The organism is Ramlibacter sp. MMS24-I3-19 (assembly GCF_050320135.1).
Classification (GTDB): Bacteria; Pseudomonadota; Gammaproteobacteria; order Burkholderiales; family Burkholderiaceae_C; genus Ramlibacter.
In genome coordinates this window covers 2,244,388-2,261,381 of record NZ_CP190017.1, presented here as the reverse complement: position 1 = coordinate 2,261,381, position 16,994 = coordinate 2,244,388, and the positions used below count along the sequence as shown (strand labels likewise).

The following is a 16,994-nucleotide window of genomic DNA, read 5'->3' as shown; positions in this document are numbered from 1 at the left end:
GACCCAGCGCAACGCGCACCAAGGCGGATGCCTTGGGTCCCCGCCTTCGCGGGGACGACAGACCTGATGGAGCACGACGAATGCTGATGCAATCCGCCCGCCCTCTCGGCGAGCTCGAGAACCCCGCCGAATTCATCCCGCGCCACATCGGCATCGGGGCCGAGGACGAGAAGCACATGCTCTCGGTCATCGGCGAGGCCTCGCGCCGTGCGCTGGTCGAAGGCATCGTGCCGCGTTCCATCGCGCGCGCGTCGCAGATGAAGCTGCCGGCGCCGCTGACGGAGGCACAGGCGCTGCTGGAACTGCGCGCCATCGCGTCGCGCAACAAGGTCTTCAAGAGCTTCATCGGCCAGGGCTACTACGGCACGCTCACGCCGGGCGTCATCCTGCGCAACATCCTCGAGAACCCCGCCTGGTACACCGCGTACACGCCGTACCAGGCCGAGATCTCGCAAGGGCGCATGGAGGCGCTGGTCAATTTCCAGACCATGGTCTGCGACCTCACCGCGATGCCGATCGCGAACGCGTCGATGCTCGACGAAGCAACGGCCGCCGCGGAAGCGATGACGCTGGCCAGGCGCAGCGTGAAGAGCAAGTCCAGCACTTTCGTGGTGTTCGGCGACTGCCATCCGCAGACCATCGAGGTGGTGCAGACGCGCGCGCAGCCGCTGGGTATCCAGGTGGTGCTGGCCAACTCCGCGGACGAATGGAACAAGGCGATCGAGGGTGACTTCTTCGGCGCACTGATCCAGTACCCCGCCAGCACCGGCTGGGTGCACGACTGGAAGCCGGAGGTGGAGAAGATCCATGCGAAGCAGGCCGCCGCGATCGTCGCCGCCGACCTGCTGGCGCTGACGCTGCTCGTGCCCCCGGGCGAATGGGGCGCCGACATCGTGGTGGGCTCCACCCAGCGCTTCGGCATGCCCATGGGCGCAGGCGGCCCGCATGCCGCCTACCTGGCGTGCCGCGACGAGTTCAAGCGCTCGATGCCGGGCCGCCTCGTCGGCGTAAGCGTCGACAGCCATGGCAACCCGGCGTACCGCCTCGCGCTGCAGACGCGCGAGCAGCACATCCGGCGCGAGAAGGCCACCTCGAACATCTGCACGGCGCAGGTGCTCCCGGCGGTGATCGCCAGCATGTACGCCGTGTACCACGGGCCGCAGGGCCTCAAGCGCATCGCTCAGCGCGTAGCCAGCTACACCGCGATCCTCGCCCAGGGGCTGGAGCAACTGGGCTACAGCCGCGCGCAGATGCACCACCCCTCCGCGTTCGACACGCTCAGCTACAAGACGGGCGAGCGCACGCAGGACATCGCGGCCCGCGCGGTCTCGCGTGGCGCCAACGTGCGCGTGGCGTGGGACGAGTACATCTGCATCTCGCTCGACGAGACCACCACGCGCGCCGAGATCGAGCTGCTGTGGGGCATCTTCGCGCAGGAGGGCCAGGACCTGCCCTCGGTGGCCGAGTTCGAGAAGGGCATCGAGCCGCTGGTGCCGCAGGAGCTGCGCCGCACCAGCGCCTTCCTCACGCATCCGGTGTTCAACACCCACCACAGCGAGACCGGCATGCTGCGGTACATCCGCAGCCTCTCCGACAAGGACCTGGCGCTGGACCGCACCATGATCCCGCTGGGCAGTTGCACGATGAAGCTCAACGCCACCAGCGAGATGATCCCCATCACCTGGCCGGAGTTCGCGCACGTGCACCCGTTCGCGCCGCGCTCGCAGCTGCAGGGCTATGCGGAACTGGACGAACAGCTGCGCACCTGGCTGTGCCAGGCCACCGGCTACGCGGGCATCAGCCTGCAGCCCAACGCCGGCTCCCAGGGCGAATACGCCGGCCTGCTGGCCATCAAGGCTTGGCACGAGAGCCGCGGCCACGCGCACCGCAACGTGTGCCTGATCCCCTCGTCGGCGCACGGCACCAATCCGGCCAGCGCGCAGATGGCGGGCATGCAGGTCGTGGTCACCGCGTGCGACGACAACGGCAACGTGGACATGGCCGATCTCAAGGCCAAGTGCGAGCAGCACAGCGCCAACCTGGCGTGCATCATGATCACCTACCCGAGCACGCACGGCGTGTTCGAGATGCAGGTCAAGGAGCTGTGCGAGATGGTGCATGCGCACGGCGGCCGCGTGTACGTCGACGGCGCCAACATGAACGCGCTGGTGGGCGTGGCGGCGCCAGGCGAGTTCGGCGGCGACGTGAGCCACCTGAACCTGCACAAGACCTTCTGCATCCCGCACGGCGGTGGCGGCCCGGGCGTCGGGCCCGTGTGCGTGGTCGAGGACCTCGTGCCCTTCCTGCCCGGCCATGCGGCGGGCGGCACCAAGGGCCATCCGGTGGGTGCCGTCTCGGCCGCGCCGCTGGGCAATGCCGCGGTGCTTCCGATCAGCTGGATGTACTGCCGCATGATGGGCCCCGAGGGCCTGCGCCAGGCCACCGAGGTGGCCATCCTGTCTGCCAACTACATCAGCGCGCGGCTGAAGGACCACTACCCGACGCTGTACGCCAGCGCCAACGGCCACGTGGCGCACGAGTGCATCCTGGACCTGCGGCCGCTGAAGGAGACCAGCGGCGTCACCGCCGAGGACGTGGCCAAGCGCCTGATCGATTACGGCTTCCACGCGCCGACGCTGTCGTTCCCGGTCGCGGGCACGCTGATGGTCGAGCCGACCGAGAGCGAGACGCTGGAAGAGCTGGACCGCTTCATCGAGGCGATGGTCGCGATCCGGGAGGAGATTCGCCGCATCGAACGCGGCGAGTGGCCACAGGACGACAACCCGCTCAAGCACGCGCCGCACACGGCGGCCGCGCTGCTCAAGGGCGAGTGGGCGCATGCGTACCCGCGCGACGTCGGCGCCGCCGTGCTCGACGAACGCCGGCACGCCAAGTACTGGCCCCCGGTGGGTCGCGTCGACAACGTCTACGGCGACCGCAACCTGTTCTGTGCGTGCGTGCCGATGTCGGCCTACGAGTGACGCGACAAGCCTCTTGAAATCCCGGGAGGTCGCCAATACCTCCTGCCCGCGCGGCCACCAGCGCCGCGCGGCAAACCTTTCAGGATTTCAAGGAGGCAATGATGTTGCACGCATCGTTCAGGCCTGCCTCGGACCTCTTCGGCGAGCTCAACCGGCTGCAGAGCGTCCTGGACCAGGTCTTCCGGCCGCTCGAGCGATCGAGCATCCGTGCCCTCGCCGGCGGCACGTTCCCCGTCATCAACGTCGGCTCCACGCCCGAGAGCATCGAGGTCATGGCCATGGCGCCGGGCCTCGATCCGAAGACCCTGCAGGTGACTGCCGACCGCGGGCTGCTGGTCATCGCCGGCGAACGCCAGCAGGCCATGCCCGAGCGGGGCGAAGGCACGTCGGTGTACGCGCAGGAGCGCTTTACAGGCAACTTCCGCCGCGTGGTCACCCTGCCCGAGGATGCCGATCCCGCGCGCATCGACGCGACCTACCGCGACGGCATCCTGCGCATCAGCGTGGCGAAGCGGGAGTCGTCCCGCCCGCGCCGCATCGAGGTCCAGTGAAGGAGGAAGCCATGGCCAACAATGAACTGCAGACCCGGACGGCCAGCGACGGCCAGGCACCGTCGGCTCCGCACGTGGTGCCGCCGGTGGACATCTTCGAGGACGACAGCGGCATCACGCTGCTGGCCGACCTGCCCGGCGTCAGCCGCGAGCGGCTGGGCGTGCGGGTGGACGGCGACACCCTCACGCTCGAAGGCACGGCCGAGGTGGCCGGGCCGAGCCAGATGGAACTGGTCTACGGCGAAGCGCAGCCGCAGGTGTACCGTCGCGAATTCAGCCTGAGCCGCGAACTCGATGCATCCCGCATCGAGGCCCAGCTCAAGGATGGCGTGCTGCGCCTGACGATCCCCAAGGCCGAGGACGCGCGGCCGCGGCGCATCGAAGTGCGCGTGGGCTGACGCCCGAGGCGGCCGGCTGCGATCTCAGCCGCCGCCCACCGACCCCGTGACGGGCAGCACGATGCCGGTGATGTAGCTGCTGCACACCGGCGAGGCCAGGAACACGTACGCCGGCGACAGCTCCTCCGGCTGGGCCGGCCGCTTGTACGCGGTCGATTTGCCGAACTGCGCCACCTTCTCGGCCGTCTGGTCGGCCGGGTTCAGCGGCGTCCACACCGGTCCCGGGGCTACCGCATTCACGCGGATGCCCTTGTCGATGACGCTGGCCGCCAGCGACATCGTGAAGGCGTGGATCGCTCCCTTGGTGGCCGAGTAGTCCAGCAGCGCCTTGCTGCCCTTCAGGCCGGTGACCGAACCGGTGTTGATGATCGACGCGCCCTGCTTCATGTGCCTGAGCGCCGCGCGGGCCATGTAGAAGTAGCCGAAGATGTTGGTCTTCATCGTCTCTTCGAGGCGCTCGTCGGTGATGTCCTCGATCGAGTCTGCGTGCTCCTGGAACGCGGCGTTGTTCACCAGCACGTCCAGCTTGCCCAGCTCGCGCACGGTGCGGTCCACGGCGTCGTTGCAGAACGACGAGTCCTTCACGTCGCCGGGAATCAGCAGGCAGCGCCGGCCTTCCTTCTCGATCCAGCGCTGCGTCTCCTGCGCATCCTCGTGCGCCGTGAGGTAGACGATCGCCACGTCGGCACCTTCGCGCGCGAACAGAACCGCCACCGCGCGGCCGATGCCGGAGTCGCCGCCGGTCACGAGCGCCGTCATGCCCTCGAGTTTGCCGCTGCCTTTGTAGCCGGGCGCCTCGAACCGGGGCTTGAGGTCCATGTCGCCCTCGATGCCGGGCTTCGGCATGTGCTGGGCCGGGAACTCCTCGGGCTGCGTGCGCCCGCCGGTCTGCACGGCCCTGGCCTGCTGCTGGCCGCCCTTGCCCTTGCCTTCGTCCTTGCGGTCCTGTTCACGCTGGATGTCACGCTGCTTCTCGGCCACCGGGTCGGTCGCGGGGCGTGCGCTGTCCTTCGCGCTGGGTTTGTCGTCCATGGAGGCTCCTTCGTTCACGACGGGCCATGATGGACAGGCGTCGCCGAGATGGCTGTCAACAGGCACGGTGCACCGCTGTCGGAGCACGCCGACAGGTGCGAACGTCCAGCGTGGAGCGGCCTAGCGGCCGCTGAGTTCGAGCAGGCGGGCCGGATCGACCGGCTTGGTCCAGTGGTGGTCGAAGCCGGCTTCGGCGGCCATCTGCTTGTCCTGCTGCTGCCCCCAGCCGGTGAGCGCAATCAGGATCGGCTGCCGCACGCCCTCGAGCTTGCGGATGCGCCGCGCCACCTCGTAGCCGTTGATGTCCGGCAGCCCGATGTCGAGCAGCACCACGTCGGGCCGGAACTCGCGCGTCTTCTCGACGGCGCCGAGGCCGTCGACGGCCACCGCGACCTCGTTGCCCGCCATCTGCAGCAGTTCGGCCACCGTGTTCGCCGCGTCCTCGTTGTCGTCGACCACCAGCAGCCGGCGCGCGGCCGTCGTGGCCGGCGGTGGCGTGGGTTCGGCCGCCGTGCGCGCACCGGGGCTGGACCCGCTGCTGCCGCCCTCGTCCGACCGCGGCAGGAATACCGAGAACTCGCTGCCCTGGTCCAGGCCCGGGCTGTGGGCCTCGACGCGCCCACCATGCAGCCGCACCAGGCCGTCCACCAGCGACAGGCCGATGCCCAGCCCGCCCTGGCGGCGCTCGGTGGGATGCGTCACCTGCGTGAACAGGCCGAACACCTTGCCCAGCATGTCGGGCTCGATGCCCGTGCCGTTGTCGCGCACGCGGACCACCAGTTCCTTCGGATGCGCCTCGATCACGACCTCGATGCGGCCGCCGCGGCGCGTGTACTTGGCCGCGTTGTTCAGGAGGTTGGAGAAAACCTGGGCCAGTCGCGCCGAGTCGGCCACCAGGTGCGTCGGCCCGTCGGGATACGAGATCGACAGCTTGTGGTGGGCCGCCTCGATGTGCGGCCGGCTCATCTCCACCGCCGCGTTGATGATGTGGACCAGGTTGGTCCGTTCCTTCTTCAGTTCGATCTTGCCGGTGGTGATGCGAGAGACGTCCAGCAGGTCGTCCACCAGCCGTGCGAGCTGGCCCACCTGCCGCTCCATGATGCCGCCCACCTGCTCGATGCGCGCCGGGTCGCCGCGCGATTTCTTGATGATCGACAGGCCATTCCAGATCGGCGCGAGGGGGTTGCGCAGTTCGTGCGCCAGCGTCGCGAGGAAGACGTCCTTCGCGCGGTCGGACTCCTTCATCGCCAGCAGCAGCTGCGCGTTCTCGATCGCCACCGCGGCCCGGCGCGCCAGGTCCTCGGCGAGCGCGAGGTCCTCGCTTTCGTAGCGGCGCCCGGAGTCGGAGGTGACGAAGGTCAGCACGCCCATCGTGCGGCCGCGCGCATTGAGCGGCGCGCCGATGTACGACCGCAGCCCCAGTTGCTTGAGCATGTCCAGCGGCTCCGGGGCCGAGGCGCGCGCTTCCAGCACGTCGTCGGTGATCAACGGCACCAGGATGCCCCGACCGGAGCGCAGCACGCTCCAGGTGCCCACCGGGCTCTCGGGATCGGGCGGATAGCGCCGATGCAGTTCGTGCGCGAGGTGCACCTTCGCCGGGTCCACGTGGGCAGCCGCGACGCGGTGCAGGCGGCCGTCGGGCAGCAGCAGGTCGATGGCGCACCAGTCGGCGAACTGCGGCACCGCCAGCCGCGCGATGCGGTCCAGCGTGGTCTGGTAGTCGGCCACGCCTGCCAGTTCGGCGCTGGCCTGCGCGAGGAACGCCAGGTCCAGCTCGGTGTGCTTGCGGCGCGTGATGTCCTGGCACACGCCCGCCATCGTCACCGGCCGACCCTTGTCGTCGCGCCTGACGCGCCCGCGTGCCTCCAGCCAGTGCACGCTGCCATCGGGCCACACGACGCGGTATTCGAGGCGGTGCCAACCGGTGCCGGCGATGGATCGCTCAAGCGCTTCGAGGAACCGGTCGCGGTCCTCCGGGTGGAGCATCGACTGGTAGGCCGTACGGTCCGGCGTCGGCGAGCCGGGAGCCATGCCGTGCAGCCTCTCCATGCCCGGCCACCACGTGGTGGCGCCCGTCGGCACATCGAACTCCCAGATGCCCATGCCGGCCGCTTCGACCGCGCCTTGCAGGTGCTCCTCGCTCTCCGAGAGCGCCTGCGCAGGTTGCGCCACTTCATCGGGCGCCGACAGGGGCGCACGTGGGAGCTCGACGCGGATCGCGTCGGCGGGCTGCAGATCGGTCCTGCTGAGCATGGGCGTTGCCTGGCGGCGTCGTATCCAGAGTAACTTGATTTGGCGCGGCTTTGCACGTTGTGGGCACTACCTTCGGGCTAGGCACGGCTACGCATAGGGTCCACCCCCCGTAGTTGCTGCAGCGGTCCGCAAGCGGGGGAACCGGCCGAGCCGGGCGAGGCAACGCGCGGCCCTGCAACAGTTGCATCAAGGCACTACGCGTGCCGCTCCGGTGCCGGAGGCGTCAGAGGAACGAGGCAGCGATGGCGGGCAGCGGCGGCTGGACGTCGGCGTTCTGCGCCCGGTGCCGCAGCACGTGGTCCATCACCACGAGGGCGAGCATCGCCTCGGCGATGGGGGTGGCGCGGATACCCACGCAGGGGTCGTGGCGGCCCTTCGTGATGACCTGCGTCGCACGGCCCTGCACGTCGATCGTGTCGCGCGGACTGATGATGGAACTGGTGGGCTTGACGGCGATGGACACCTCGAGGTCCTGCCCCGTGCTGATGCCGCCGAGCACGCCGCCGGCGTTGTTGCCGGCGAAGCCCTGCGGCGTCAGCGAGTCGCCGTGCGTGGTGCCCCGCTGGGTGACGCTGCCGAAGCCGGCGCCGATCTCCACGCCCTTCACCGCGTTGATGCCCATCATGGCCCAGGCGATGTCGGCGTCGAGCTTGTCGAACAGCGGCTCGCCCAGCCCGGCCGGAACGTTGGTGGCCGTCACCCGGATGCGCGCGCCGCACGAATCGCCGGCCTTGCGCAGCGCGTCCATGTAGGCCTCGAGCCGCGAGACATCGGCCACGGGCGCGAAGAACGGGTTGTGCGGGACATGGTCCCAGGACTCGAAACCGATCTCGATCTCGCCCACCTGCTGCATGCAGCCGCGGAACGCCATGCCGTGGCGCTGCGCCAGCCACTTCTTCGCCACGGCACCGGCGGCCACCATGGGCGCCGTGAGACGCGCCGACGATCGCCCGCCGCCACGCGGGTCGCGCAGGCCGTACTTCTGCAGGTAGGTGTAGTCGGCATGCCCCGGGCGGAAGCTCTGGGCGATGTCGCCATAGTCCTTGCTGCGCTGGTCGGTGTTGCGGATCAGGAGGCAGATGGGCGTGCCGGTGGTCTTGCCCTCGTGCACGCCGGAGAGGATCTCGACCTTGTCGTCTTCCTTGCGCTGGGTGACGTGGCGGCTGGTGCCCGGCTTGCGACGGTCCAGGTCCGGCTGGATGTCGGCCTCCGACAGCGCCATGCCGGGCGGGCAGCCGTCGATGACGCAACCGATGGCAGGCCCGTGCGACTCACCGAAGTTGGTGACTGCGAAGAGGGTGCCGAAGGTGTTGCCGCTCATGGGGCGCAATTATCCCCGCTCGGAGGAGGCGGGCAGCCGGAACGCGAAAGACGCAAAAGAGCGCGAAAGACGCGAAAGAAGGCAATCTCGAATGGATTGCTTTCGCGCCTTTCGCGTGATTTCGCGTCTTTCGCGTTCGGCTGTTTGGTCTTCGGCGTCTCAGAGCGACGCGCTCGGCTGCGAGTCTTCGGCGGCCGGCCAGTCGCGGATGTAGGCCTTGAGCATGCGGTTCTCGAAGTTCTGGCTGTCGACGACCGCCTTGGCCACGTCGTAGAAGCTGATGACGCCCATCAGCATGCGGCGGTCCATCACCGGCATGTAGCGCGCATGGCGCTCGAGCATCATGCGGCGCACCTCGTCCAGTTCGGTCTCGGAGGTGCAGGTGAGCGGATGGTCGTCCATCGCGGTGCGCACCAGGCGGCTGCCGACCACGCCGCCGTTCTTCACGATGCAGACGATCACCTCGCGGAACGTGAGCATGCCCACCAGGTCGCCGTGCTCCATCACCACCAGCGATCCGATGTCCTTCTCGGCCATCGTCTCGATGGCACGGGAGAGCGGTTCGTCGGGCGCGACGGTGTAGAGGGTGTTGCCCTTCACGCGCAGGATGTCGCTGACCTTCATGGCTGTCTCCTCTCGTGTGGCGCGGCGACGGCCGCTGCGGATGAATATAGCCCACAATGCTCCGCGCAAGCACGTCAAGAGGCGCCCCGAAGGAGACCCCATGCCCGGCTATTCCGATCCAGGCTTCGACACGCTGGCGCTGCACGCCGGCGCCGCGCCAGATCCGGCCACCGGCGCCCGCGCGGTGCCGATCCACCTGACCACCTCGTTCGTCTTCGAGTCCAGCGACCATGCCGCGTCGCTGTTCAACCTCGAGCGTGCGGGCCATGTGTATTCGCGCATCAGCAACCCGACGAATGCCGTGCTCGAGCAGCGCGTCTCCGCGCTCGAAGGCGGCATCGGTGCGATCACCACCGCCAGCGGACAGGCCGCCCTGCACCTGTCCATCGCGACGCTGATGGGCTCGGGCTCGCACATCGTGGCCAGCACGGCGCTCTATGGCGGCTCGCAGAACCTGCTGCACTACACGCTGCGCCGCTTCGGCATCGAGACCACCTTCGTCAAGCCGCGCGACATCGACGGCTGGCGTGCGGCGATCCGTCCGAACACGAAACTCCTGTTCGGCGAGACCGTGGGCAATCCGGGCCTGGAGGTGCTGGACATTCCCACGGTGTCGGCCATCGCGCACGAAGCCGGCGTGCCGCTGCTGGTGGATTCCACCCTCACCTCGCCGTGGCTGATGCAGCCGCTGGCGCACGGCGCCGACCTGGTCTACCACTCGGCCACCAAGTTCCTCTCCGGCCACGGCACCGTCATCGGCGGGATCGTGGTCGACGGCGGCAGCTTCGACTGGGAGCGCTCGGGCAAGTTCGCGGAGCTCAGCGCACCCTACGACGGCTTCCACAACATGGTGTTCACCGAGGAATCCACCGTCGGGGCGTTCCTGCTGCGCGCGCGGCGCGAGGGCCTGCGCGACTTCGGGGCCAGCATGAGCCCGCACACGGCCTGGCTGATCCTGCAAGGCATTGAGACGCTGCCGCTGCGCATGGAGCGCCACATGCGCAACACGGAGAAAGTGGTGCAGTTCCTCGCCGCGCATCCCTTCGTTGCGCGCGTGGGCCACCCCATGGTCGAGTCACACCCCAGCCACGCGCTTGCGAACGAGCTGCTTCCGCGCGGTGCAGGCTCGGTGTTCAGCTTCGACATGAAGGGCACGCGCGACCAGGGCCGCAAGTTCATCGAGGCGCTGCGCGTGTTCAGCCACTTGGCCAACGTGGGCGACTGCCGCTCGCTGGTGATCCATCCGGCCAGCACCACGCACTTCCGCATGACGGACGACGCGCTGGCCAACGCCGGCATCACGCAGGGCACGATCCGGCTGTCGATCGGCCTGGAGGACCCGGACGACCTGATCGACGACCTCAAGCGCGCGCTCAGGGCGGCAGAGAAGGCGGCCTGAGATGGAGCTCACCGTCCTCGGCCACCCGATCTACTGCTACACCGGCGGCAAGGCCTTCGATGCGGCCAAGCCCACTGTCGTCTTCATCCATGGCGTGCTGAACGACCACAGCGTGTGGGGGCTGCAGTCGCGCTACCTGGCCAACCACGGCTGGAACGTGCTCGCGATCGACCTGCCCGGCCATTGCCGCAGCGGCGGCGAGGCGCCGGCCAGCGTGGAAGATGCGGCGGAGTTCGTCGGCGCCCTGCTCGATGCCGCGGGTGTGCAGCGGGCCGCTCTCGTGGGCCACAGCTGGGGCTCGTTGATCGCGCTCGAAGCCGCCAGTCGCCTGAAGGACCGAATCACGCACCTGGTGCTGGTGGGGACGGCCTATCCGATGAAGGTGTCACCGCAGCTGCTGGACGACGCGCTGCACCGGCCCGAGAAGGCCATCCACGCCATCACGGTGTTCTCGTGGTCCACGCTCGCGCCGCCGCCCTCGGTGCTGGGCCCGGGCACCTGGATCTGGGGCGCGTCCAAGGCGCTGGCGCGGCGCGTGCTCGCCAGCAACGCGAAGGCGAACGTGTTCCACCGCGGCTTCCAGGCCTGCGACAGCTACGCGAACGGCGAGCAGGCGATCGCGCAGGTCACGTGCCCGGTGCTGTTCGTGCTGGGCGCGGCCGACCAGATGACCCACCCGAAGGCGGCGCAGCCGCTGGTCCAGGCCGCGCGCGAAGCCGGCAAGGCCGTGCAGGTGCGGCAGCTGCCCGTCGGCCACAATCAGATGAGCGAGGCACCAGAGGCGACATTGGAAGCCCTGAAGGACTTCCTGCGCACCTGAGGACCGGCTCGCCGAGGCTCAGAGCACGTCGCGCAGCGACAGGCCGCTCCAGCCGCCCTGCATCCACAGGCGCTGCGTGGCCTCGTTGCGTGGCAGCAGCAGGTGCCGCAGCAGCGGCTCGAGCGAGGTCGACTGCGCGTCGGCCAGCAGGACGTAGCGGGTCGCGCGGTCGTCGTCCGCCTCGTTGAGGCGGCCCACCCAGTCCAACTGCACCAGCGTCTCGAGCACGGGCTCCAGTTGCAGCGGATCGACCTCGATAGCCGACACCAGTTCGTCGATGCCCAGGCCTCGTCTCGCGGTCGGCCGCACCCGCTCCAGGTGCTTCATCACCTCCAGCGACAGCTGGAACTGCCAGCCATGCGGCGTGGGCGTGCGGCGCGAGGCGCCCAGCAGGGCGGGCAGGTAGGCAGCGATCACGGCGCCGAGCAGCACCACGAGCCATGCCACGTAGATCCAGACCAGCAGGATCGGCACGGTGGCGAAGGCCCCATAGACCATCGAATAGGTCGGCACGAAGCTGAGGTACCAGGCCAGCACCCGCTTGGCGAGTTCGATGCCCAGTGCCGCGAAGACGCCTCCCGCGATGGCATGGCCACGGCGCACCGGCGTATTGGGCACGAACCGGTACAGGCAGGTCAGGCCCACGGCTAGGAGACCGAACTCCAGCAGGTCGATGAGGAACTGCAGCGCGCCCGGGATGCCCGCCATCAGCACGCGCGACGCATAGAGCGCATACGAGGTGACGGTGAGGCTCGCCCCCAGCACGAGCGGACCCAGCGTCATCACCGCCCAGTAGATCAGGACTCGCTGGGCCAGCGGGCGCGGCCGACGCACGCGCCAGATGCCGTTCAGGGTGCGGTCGATGGTGAGCACCAGCGCCAGCGCGGAGACCAGCAGCGCACCGAGGCCCACCGCCCCGAGCCGGCTGGCCTTGCCGCTGAACTGCGTGAGGTAACCCAGCACCTGCCGCGCGATGGCATCCGGCACCAGGCTTTGCACCAGCCACGACTGCACGGCGAGCTGGATCTTGTTGAACATCGGGAAGGCGGAGAACACCGCCAGGGCCACGGTCACCAGCGGCACGAGCGCGATGGTGGTGGTGAACGTGAGGCTGCTGGCAGTGAGGCCGAGTCGGTCCTCGCGGAACCGCTCCGCGAGCGTGCGACCCGCCGACAGCCACGGGAACCGCGTGAGGTCGGCGTACAGCGTCTGCAGCCAGTGCGAGAACGTGGGGGTCAGCGTGTCCAGCTTCATCGCTCGCTATGATGCCAGCGCCCATGGATGTCCCGACTGCCACCGTTGCCGCCACGCCGCGCCCCTTGCAAGCAATCCGCGCACTGGCGGTCGGCAGCCTGGTGGCGCTGGTCGCTCTGGACGTCACCTGGGACCTGGCGCTGGCGCAGATCAAGCCCAGCGGCCTGTGGACCGCCCTCAAGGTGCTGCCGCTGTGCGCCGCTGTCCCGGGGATGCTGCGGCACCGGATGTACACCTACCGCTGGATGGCGCTGCTCGTCTGGCTCTATTTCACCGAGGGCGTCGTGCGGGCGTGGGTCGAGCGCGGCTTGAACCAGTGGCTGGCCGGCGCCGAGATCCTCCTGTGCCTGCTGCTCTTCGCGGCCTGCGGCATCCACGTCCGCGAGCGCCTGGGCTGGCGCAAGTCACCATGAACGACCTGATCGAACAACTCAAGGCCTGCGTCGGCCCCGCCAACGTCCTCACCGAGGGCGACCTCAGCGCGTGGGAGCAGGACTGGCGCAAGCGGTCGCGCGGCAAGGCATTGGCCGTCGTGCGGCCGGGAAGCACGGAGCAGGTCGCGGCCGTCGTCCGCGCCTGCGCGGCGCATCGCACGCCCATCGTGCCGCAGGGCGGCAACACGGGCCTGGTGGTCGGCGGCATTCCCGATGCGAGCGGCAAGGAGGTCGTCCTGAGCCTGCAGCGCATGACGGCGGTGCGAGGCATCGACCGCGAGAACCTCACGATGACGGTGGAAGCCGGGTGCGTGCTGCAGGCCGTGCAGCAGGCCGCGGACGACGCGGACCTCTTCTTCCCTCTCAGCCTGGCCGCCGAGGGCAGCTGCACCATCGGCGGCAACCTCGCGACCAATGCCGGTGGCACGCAGGTGCTTCGCTACGGCAACACGCGCGAGCTCTGCCTGGGGCTCGAGGTGGTGACTGCGCAAGGCGAGGCCTGGAACGGCCTCACCGGGCTGCGCAAGGACAACACGGGCTACGACCTCCGCCAGCTGTTCATCGGCAGCGAGGGCACGCTGGGCATCATCACCGCCGCCACGCTCAAGCTCTATCCGAAACCGGCGGCCACGCTCACGGCCTGGGCGGCGGTGCCCGACATGCAAGCCGCGGTGCGCCTGCTGCAGCTGGCGCAGGACCGGCTGGGATCGGGCCTGACGGGGTTCGAGGTCATGGGGCAGTTCGCGCTCTCCCTCGCGGCCAGGCACATGCCGCAGTTGCGCGTGCCGTTCCTGGACGCCAGCCCCTACGGCGTGCTGCTGGAGAACAGCGACAGCGAATCGGAAGGCCACGCGCGTGGGCAGTTCGAGGCGCTGCTCGAAGCGGCCCTGGAGGACGGCTGCGCCACCGACGCCGTCGTGGCCGAGAACCTGTCGCAGGCCAGCCAGCTGTGGCACGTGCGCGAGAACATCCCGCTGGCGCAGGCGCAGGAAGGCCTGAACATCAAGCACGACATCTCGGTGCCGATCTCCCGCATCCCGGCGTTCTGCGCCGAGACCGATGCCCTGCTGGCGCGCGAGATCGCCGGCGTGCGGCTGGTGAACTTCGGCCACCTGGGCGACGGCAACCTTCACTACAACGTGCAGGCACCGGAGGGCGGAGACATGGCGGCCTTCCTGCGCGAGCAGGAGGAACGCGTGAACACCCTCGTCTATGACCAGGTGCACAAGTTCGGCGGTTCGATTTCGGCGGAGCACGGCATCGGCGAGCTGAAGGTCGACAAGCTGCCGCACTACAAGTCACCCGTCGCCCTGTCGATGATGCGGGCGGTGAAGCAGGCGCTGGATCCGCAAGGGCTGCTGAACCCCGGGCGGGTCGTGCCGACCTGACAGGGCTTCGCCCTTCGCGCCGGCGGAGCCCCTACTCCCGCTTCAACAGCTCCGGATGCGCACGCAGCAGCTCGATGTTGGCGCGCGTTTCCGGGGATAAGAGGCCATCAGCTGGGAGGCGCCCTTCTTGTCCATCGCGGGCTCGAACATCAGGTGCATCCCGGCCTCCACGCCAGCCATGGTGGCGAGCGCGTACTCCTTGCTGCTCAGACCGTGCTTGGCGAGGATCGGCTTCGCCTCCGGGACGGAGTTGAGCATCTTCTCGATGCTCGCAACGCTCAGGTCGTTGTCCGTCTTGTCGTTGTCCGTCTTGTCGTTGTCGTACTTCTTGCCGACCTTCTTCTCGATCTCCTTCGCCGCGGCCTGCATCTTCTGGAGCGTGAGCACGGTGAGCGCATAGCTTGTGTAGGTCGGCTGCTGGGCGAGGGCCGGCGCAGCAAGGCCGAGCGCGAGAACGAAGGCAGTGACGAGGCGGATCATGGGACGACACTCCTGGTGGTTGGTCCCGCGGATTCTGCGCAGGCGTCTCAGCCGCGCACCATCATCCATCGGTCGTGAATGGGCCGGGGTGCCCGGATGTGCTCGCGCGATAATCCCGCCATGCCGCAGACCCGCCCCGTCCGCTCCCAGTACGAGGACTTCATGCGCCATGTCTACACGCATGGCACGTCCAAGACAGACCGCACCGGAACCGGCACGCGCAGCGTGTTCGGCTACCAGATGCGATTCGACCTGAACGAGGGCTTCCCGCTGGTGACCACCAAGAAGGTGCACCTGAAGTCCATCATCCATGAGCTGCTGTGGTTCCTGGAGGGCTCCAGCGACAACAACAAGCTGCGCGAGCGCGGCGTGACCATCTGGGACGAATGGGCGCGCGAGGACGGCGACCTCGGTCCCGTGTACGGCGTGCAGTGGCGCAGCTGGCCGACGCCCGACGGCGGCCACATCGACCAGATCGCGGAAGCCGTCAAGACCATCAAGACGAATCCTGACTCGCGCCGCATCATCGTCAGCGCCTGGAACGTGGCCGACATTCCGAAGATGGCGCTGGCACCGTGCCACGCTTTCTTCCAGTTCTACGTCGCCCCCGGATCAGGTCCTGGGCAGGCTGGCAAGCTCTCGTGCCAGCTGTACCAGCGCAGCGCCGACATCTTCCTCGGCGTCCCATTCAACATCGCCAGCTACGCTCTGCTGACGCACATGATCGCGCAGCAGTGCGACCTGGGGGTCGGCGACTTCATCTGGACCGGCGGCGACTGCCACATCTACAGCAACCACCACGAGCAGGTGGAGCTGCAGCTGTCGCGGCAGCCGTACCCGTACCCCACGCTGAACATCAAGCTCAAGCCCGCCTCGATCTTCGAGTACCGGTACGAGGACTTCGAAGTGCTGGACTACCAGTGCCACGGGGCGATCAAGGCGCCGGTGGCCGTCTGATGCAGCTGGGCCTCGTCTACGCGCGCGCCGCGAACGGCGTGATCGGCCGCGACGGCGGGCTGCCCTGGCACCTGCCCGAGGACCTGGCGCACTTCAAGCGCGTGACGCTCGGGGCGCCCGTCATCATGGGTCGCAAGACCTGGGACTCGCTGCCCCCGAGGTTCCGTCCGCTGCCGGGCCGGCGCAACATCGTCGTGACGAGGCAGCCCGATTGGCTGGCCGCTGGCGCGGAACGGGCAGCTTCGCTGGAAGGCGCGTTGGCCTTGTGCAAGGATGCGGACAAGGCCTGGGTCATCGGCGGCGCACAGCTCTATGCGCAGGCGACGCCGCTGGCGCAGGTCGCGGAGGTCACCGAGATCGAGCAGGCGTTCGATGGCGATGCCTTCGCGCCCGTGCTGGGACCGGCATGGCACGAGGTGGCGCGAGAGCGCCACCGCAACGCCTCCGGCCTGGCCTTCAGTTTCGTCACCTACCACCAGACACCGCACGGAGATTGACATGTCAGGAGCCGGATTCCACGTCCACGGGCCGCACGACCACGAGCTGGAGCACGCGGCGCAGCATGCGGCCGAGGGCCACCACGGGGTGGCCGGTGGCAGCATGACCAACCAGATCGCCATGTTCACCGCGGTGATCGCCACCGTCGGCGCGATCTTCGCGTACATGGGCGGCGCCACGCAGGCCAACGCCGGCCTGTACAAGAACAACGCCGCGATCAAGAAGACCGAGGCGTCGAACCAGTGGAACTTCTACCAGGCCAAGAGCAGCAAGCAGAACCTGTCCGAGCTCGCGCTGGTGCTGGTCGGGGACGACAAGAAGCCGCTCTACACGAAGGAAGTGGAACGCTACAAGCTCGAGAAGGCCGAGATCAAGCTGGCGGCCGACAAGCTCGAAGCCGAGGCCCTGGACTGGGACAGGAAGAGCGAGGAGCAGATGCACCAGCACCATCGCTGGGCGCAGGCCACCACCGCGCTGCAGGTCTCGATCGCGCTCGCCGCCATCGCGCTGCTGACCAAGAAGAAGTGGCTGGAGCTGGGCATGTTCGGCGTTGCCGGCGTGGGCGTCGTGATCGGCGTCCTGGCGATGCTGCACGTCTGAGTCG

At 68.7% G+C, this 16,994-nt stretch carries 16 protein-coding genes; 10 read left to right on the top strand and 6 right to left on the bottom strand.

Annotated features, from left to right (window positions below; all coding sequences use genetic code 11):
- Positions 1-80 precede the first annotated feature (80 nt).
- The 3 genes from gcvP (at position 81) to ACPWT1_RS11320 (ending at position 3,930) form a co-directional block, all read left to right on the top strand.
- Complete coding sequence (gene gcvP / locus ACPWT1_RS11330) at positions 81-2,981, top strand: aminomethyl-transferring glycine dehydrogenase (RefSeq protein ID WP_427915463.1); 2,901 nt, start codon at positions 81-83, stop codon at positions 2,979-2,981.
- 101 nt (positions 2,982-3,082) lie between these two features.
- Positions 3,083-3,532, top strand: a complete 450-nt coding sequence (locus ACPWT1_RS11325) for an Hsp20/alpha crystallin family protein (RefSeq protein WP_427915462.1) — start codon at positions 3,083-3,085, stop codon at positions 3,530-3,532.
- Positions 3,533-3,543: 11 nt separating this feature from the next.
- On the top strand, positions 3,544-3,930 hold the full coding sequence (locus ACPWT1_RS11320) for an Hsp20/alpha crystallin family protein (protein WP_427915461.1): 387 nt from the start codon (positions 3,544-3,546) through the stop codon (positions 3,928-3,930).
- Positions 3,931-3,954: 24 nt separating this feature from the next.
- Here ACPWT1_RS11320 and ACPWT1_RS11315 read toward each other — a convergent pair whose 3' ends face one another.
- The 4 genes from ACPWT1_RS11315 to ACPWT1_RS11300 form a co-directional block, all read right to left on the bottom strand.
- The gene (locus tag ACPWT1_RS11315; RefSeq protein WP_427915460.1) at positions 3,955-4,962 is read right to left on the bottom strand and encodes an SDR family oxidoreductase; all 1,008 of its coding nucleotides are present in this window, start codon (positions 4,960-4,962) and stop codon (positions 3,955-3,957) included.
- Positions 4,963-5,082: 120 nt separating this feature from the next.
- Entirely contained in the window at positions 5,083-7,215 is a 2,133-nt protein-coding gene (locus tag ACPWT1_RS11310) for an ATP-binding protein (RefSeq protein WP_427915459.1), read from the bottom strand.
- A 223-nt stretch (positions 7,216-7,438) separates the two neighbouring features.
- Complete coding sequence (gene aroC / locus ACPWT1_RS11305) at positions 7,439-8,536, bottom strand: chorismate synthase (RefSeq protein WP_427915458.1); 1,098 nt, start codon at positions 8,534-8,536, stop codon at positions 7,439-7,441.
- A 159-nt stretch (positions 8,537-8,695) separates the two neighbouring features.
- Positions 8,696-9,160, bottom strand: coding sequence for a CBS domain-containing protein (locus ACPWT1_RS11300; RefSeq protein WP_427915457.1), 465 nt, complete (start codon positions 9,158-9,160; stop codon positions 8,696-8,698).
- Between the two features lie 100 nt (positions 9,161-9,260).
- On the opposite strand from ACPWT1_RS11300, the gene ACPWT1_RS11295 reads away from it, so the two are divergent.
- On the top strand, positions 9,261-10,559 hold the full coding sequence (locus ACPWT1_RS11295; protein ID WP_427915456.1) for an O-acetylhomoserine aminocarboxypropyltransferase: 1,299 nt from the start codon (positions 9,261-9,263) through the stop codon (positions 10,557-10,559).
- Between the two features lies 1 nt (position 10,560).
- The gene (locus ACPWT1_RS11290) at positions 10,561-11,379 is read left to right on the top strand and encodes an alpha/beta fold hydrolase (protein WP_427915455.1); all 819 of its coding nucleotides are present in this window, start codon (positions 10,561-10,563) and stop codon (positions 11,377-11,379) included.
- 18 nt (positions 11,380-11,397) lie between these two features.
- On the opposite strand, the gene ACPWT1_RS11285 is transcribed toward ACPWT1_RS11290, so the two are convergent.
- Positions 11,398-12,633 carry a YihY family inner membrane protein gene (locus ACPWT1_RS11285; protein ID WP_427915454.1) on the bottom strand — a complete coding sequence of 412 codons (1,236 nt, stop codon included), beginning with the start codon at positions 12,631-12,633 and terminating at the stop codon, positions 11,398-11,400.
- Between the two features lie 23 nt (positions 12,634-12,656).
- Here ACPWT1_RS11285 and ACPWT1_RS11280 point away from each other — a divergent pair, with 23 nt between their 5' ends.
- Both ACPWT1_RS11280 and ACPWT1_RS11275 read left to right on the top strand, forming a co-directional pair.
- Positions 12,657-13,046 carry a DUF2069 domain-containing protein gene (locus tag ACPWT1_RS11280; protein ID WP_427915453.1) on the top strand — a complete coding sequence of 130 codons (390 nt, stop codon included), beginning with the start codon at positions 12,657-12,659 and terminating at the stop codon, positions 13,044-13,046.
- Positions 13,043-14,455: an FAD-binding oxidoreductase gene (locus ACPWT1_RS11275; RefSeq protein ID WP_427915452.1), complete on the top strand. Its 1,413-nt coding sequence runs from the start codon at positions 13,043-13,045 to the stop codon at positions 14,453-14,455. The genes ACPWT1_RS11280 and ACPWT1_RS11275 overlap by 4 nt, the downstream gene beginning before the upstream one ends.
- Positions 14,456-14,497: 42 nt before the next feature.
- Here the strand turns inward: ACPWT1_RS11275 and ACPWT1_RS11270 are convergent, their stop codons facing one another.
- A complete protein-coding gene (locus ACPWT1_RS11270; protein WP_427915451.1) occupies positions 14,498-14,935 on the bottom strand; it encodes a hypothetical protein in 438 nt (145 codons plus the stop codon).
- A gap of 120 nt (positions 14,936-15,055) precedes the next feature.
- On the opposite strand from ACPWT1_RS11270, the gene ACPWT1_RS11265 reads away from it, so the two are divergent.
- From ACPWT1_RS11265 to ACPWT1_RS11255, 3 genes are read left to right on the top strand one after another with little or no spacing between them, the layout of a single operon-like run.
- Positions 15,056-15,892, top strand: a complete 837-nt coding sequence (locus tag ACPWT1_RS11265) for a thymidylate synthase (RefSeq protein WP_427915450.1) — start codon at positions 15,056-15,058, stop codon at positions 15,890-15,892.
- Positions 15,892-16,389 carry a dihydrofolate reductase gene (locus ACPWT1_RS11260; RefSeq protein ID WP_427915449.1) on the top strand — a complete coding sequence of 166 codons (498 nt, stop codon included), beginning with the start codon at positions 15,892-15,894 and terminating at the stop codon, positions 16,387-16,389. The genes ACPWT1_RS11265 and ACPWT1_RS11260 overlap by 1 nt, the downstream gene beginning before the upstream one ends.
- A gap of 1 nt (position 16,390) precedes the next feature.
- The gene (locus tag ACPWT1_RS11255) at positions 16,391-16,990 is read left to right on the top strand and encodes a DUF4337 domain-containing protein (protein WP_427915448.1); all 600 of its coding nucleotides are present in this window, start codon (positions 16,391-16,393) and stop codon (positions 16,988-16,990) included.
- Positions 16,991-16,994 lie beyond the last annotated feature (4 nt).